The sequence below is a fragment of the Brevundimonas sp. SL161 genome (assembly GCF_049896985.1).
Taxonomy (GTDB): domain Bacteria; phylum Pseudomonadota; class Alphaproteobacteria; order Caulobacterales; family Caulobacteraceae; genus Brevundimonas.
In genome coordinates, this window is sequence record NZ_JAFCVJ010000079.1 from 1 (window position 1) to 1,095 (window position 1,095).

Sequence of the window (1,095 nt, forward strand, 5' to 3'; positions counted from 1 at the left end):
CGACGCACGCTCGCCGTCGCCATCTGGCAGAGCGAAAAGAGCGACGGCGCGGCGCTGAACCCCTCGACCATCAACTGCACAGCCGCCAGCGGATCCGTGACGAAGGCATCGTCGGTCGCTGCGGCCTCGAACTCCAGGATCAGATCGCCCTCCACCCGATGCGCGCGGGCGTCTAGAGGAACGCCCCCCTCTATGCGGAGAACCGGGTCGAGCAGGTGGCGCGGCTTGACCAAGTCCGGCTCCTGGGACAGCGCGCGAATGCGATTGATCTGGTCAACGGAAAACAGGTCGTCGAGCGGTCGGGACAGTATTGAGGCGATGGGCCGGCCGAGCAGGCCCTCGGTATCTCCCGCTGCCTGCAGCACGCGAAGGCTGGTGCATTCGACCACCAGCATGGCTCCATGCGGCAGGATCGCCCCCGGAATGTGGATCGGTTCTCGATCGCAGTTCGTGAGATCGACCTGATCGCGGGCAAGAACGGCGTCAGTCATCGTTGTCGTTCCATGCGCCGAGCCAGCCCTCGAACAGGGCAAAGGTCGCAATCGCTGTGGCGATGATCGTCGCCTGGTGTTCTGCAGTGTGGGCGGTGGCCGACCCATACAAGACCTTGGTGATGACCCGGCAGGGCGACGCTTCAATAGATGAGCAAGGAACAATGGCACTGCCGTTGTGTTACGGCTGAGCTTGAGTAAGGCCTCAGGCGTGATTCCCGACCGACCATTCATGCCCTTCCAGGTCGGTCGGGAATTTGCGATCTAGCAGGAAGCGCGTGTGTGTCTTCAGAGCTGTGGCTAGCTTCTGCTCCAGTCGCACACTCCAGTACCTAGCCGCAGTTCGGCAGGTCCGCTTCCGGTGAGTTCACCCGATGTCCAGTTTCGGCGCAGATGGCAATGTCGTGCTCAAGTGCAGCGCACTGCTAGCCGGATCGGGCCGCCGCGAAGGGTCGGTCGGCTGTTCTGCAAGGAGGGAGCGTGGGCGCCAGGCTCTCAGCGAAGGGCCATCCGGAGGCGTCCGAACGACCAGTCCTGAGCCTCTCTGGCGTCACGCACGATGTCGGCCATCGAGAAGAACTCGTGCACAGAGCCTTCCCAGATC

1 pseudogene is annotated in these 1,095 nt (G+C 63.2%); it reads right to left on the reverse strand.

Annotation, left to right across the window (positions count from 1 at the left end):
• Nucleotides 1-491 (reverse strand): annotated as a pseudogene (locus tag ACP7AU_RS17700) (hypothetical protein); the annotation flags it as partial.
• Nucleotides 492-1,095 lie beyond the last annotated feature (604 nt).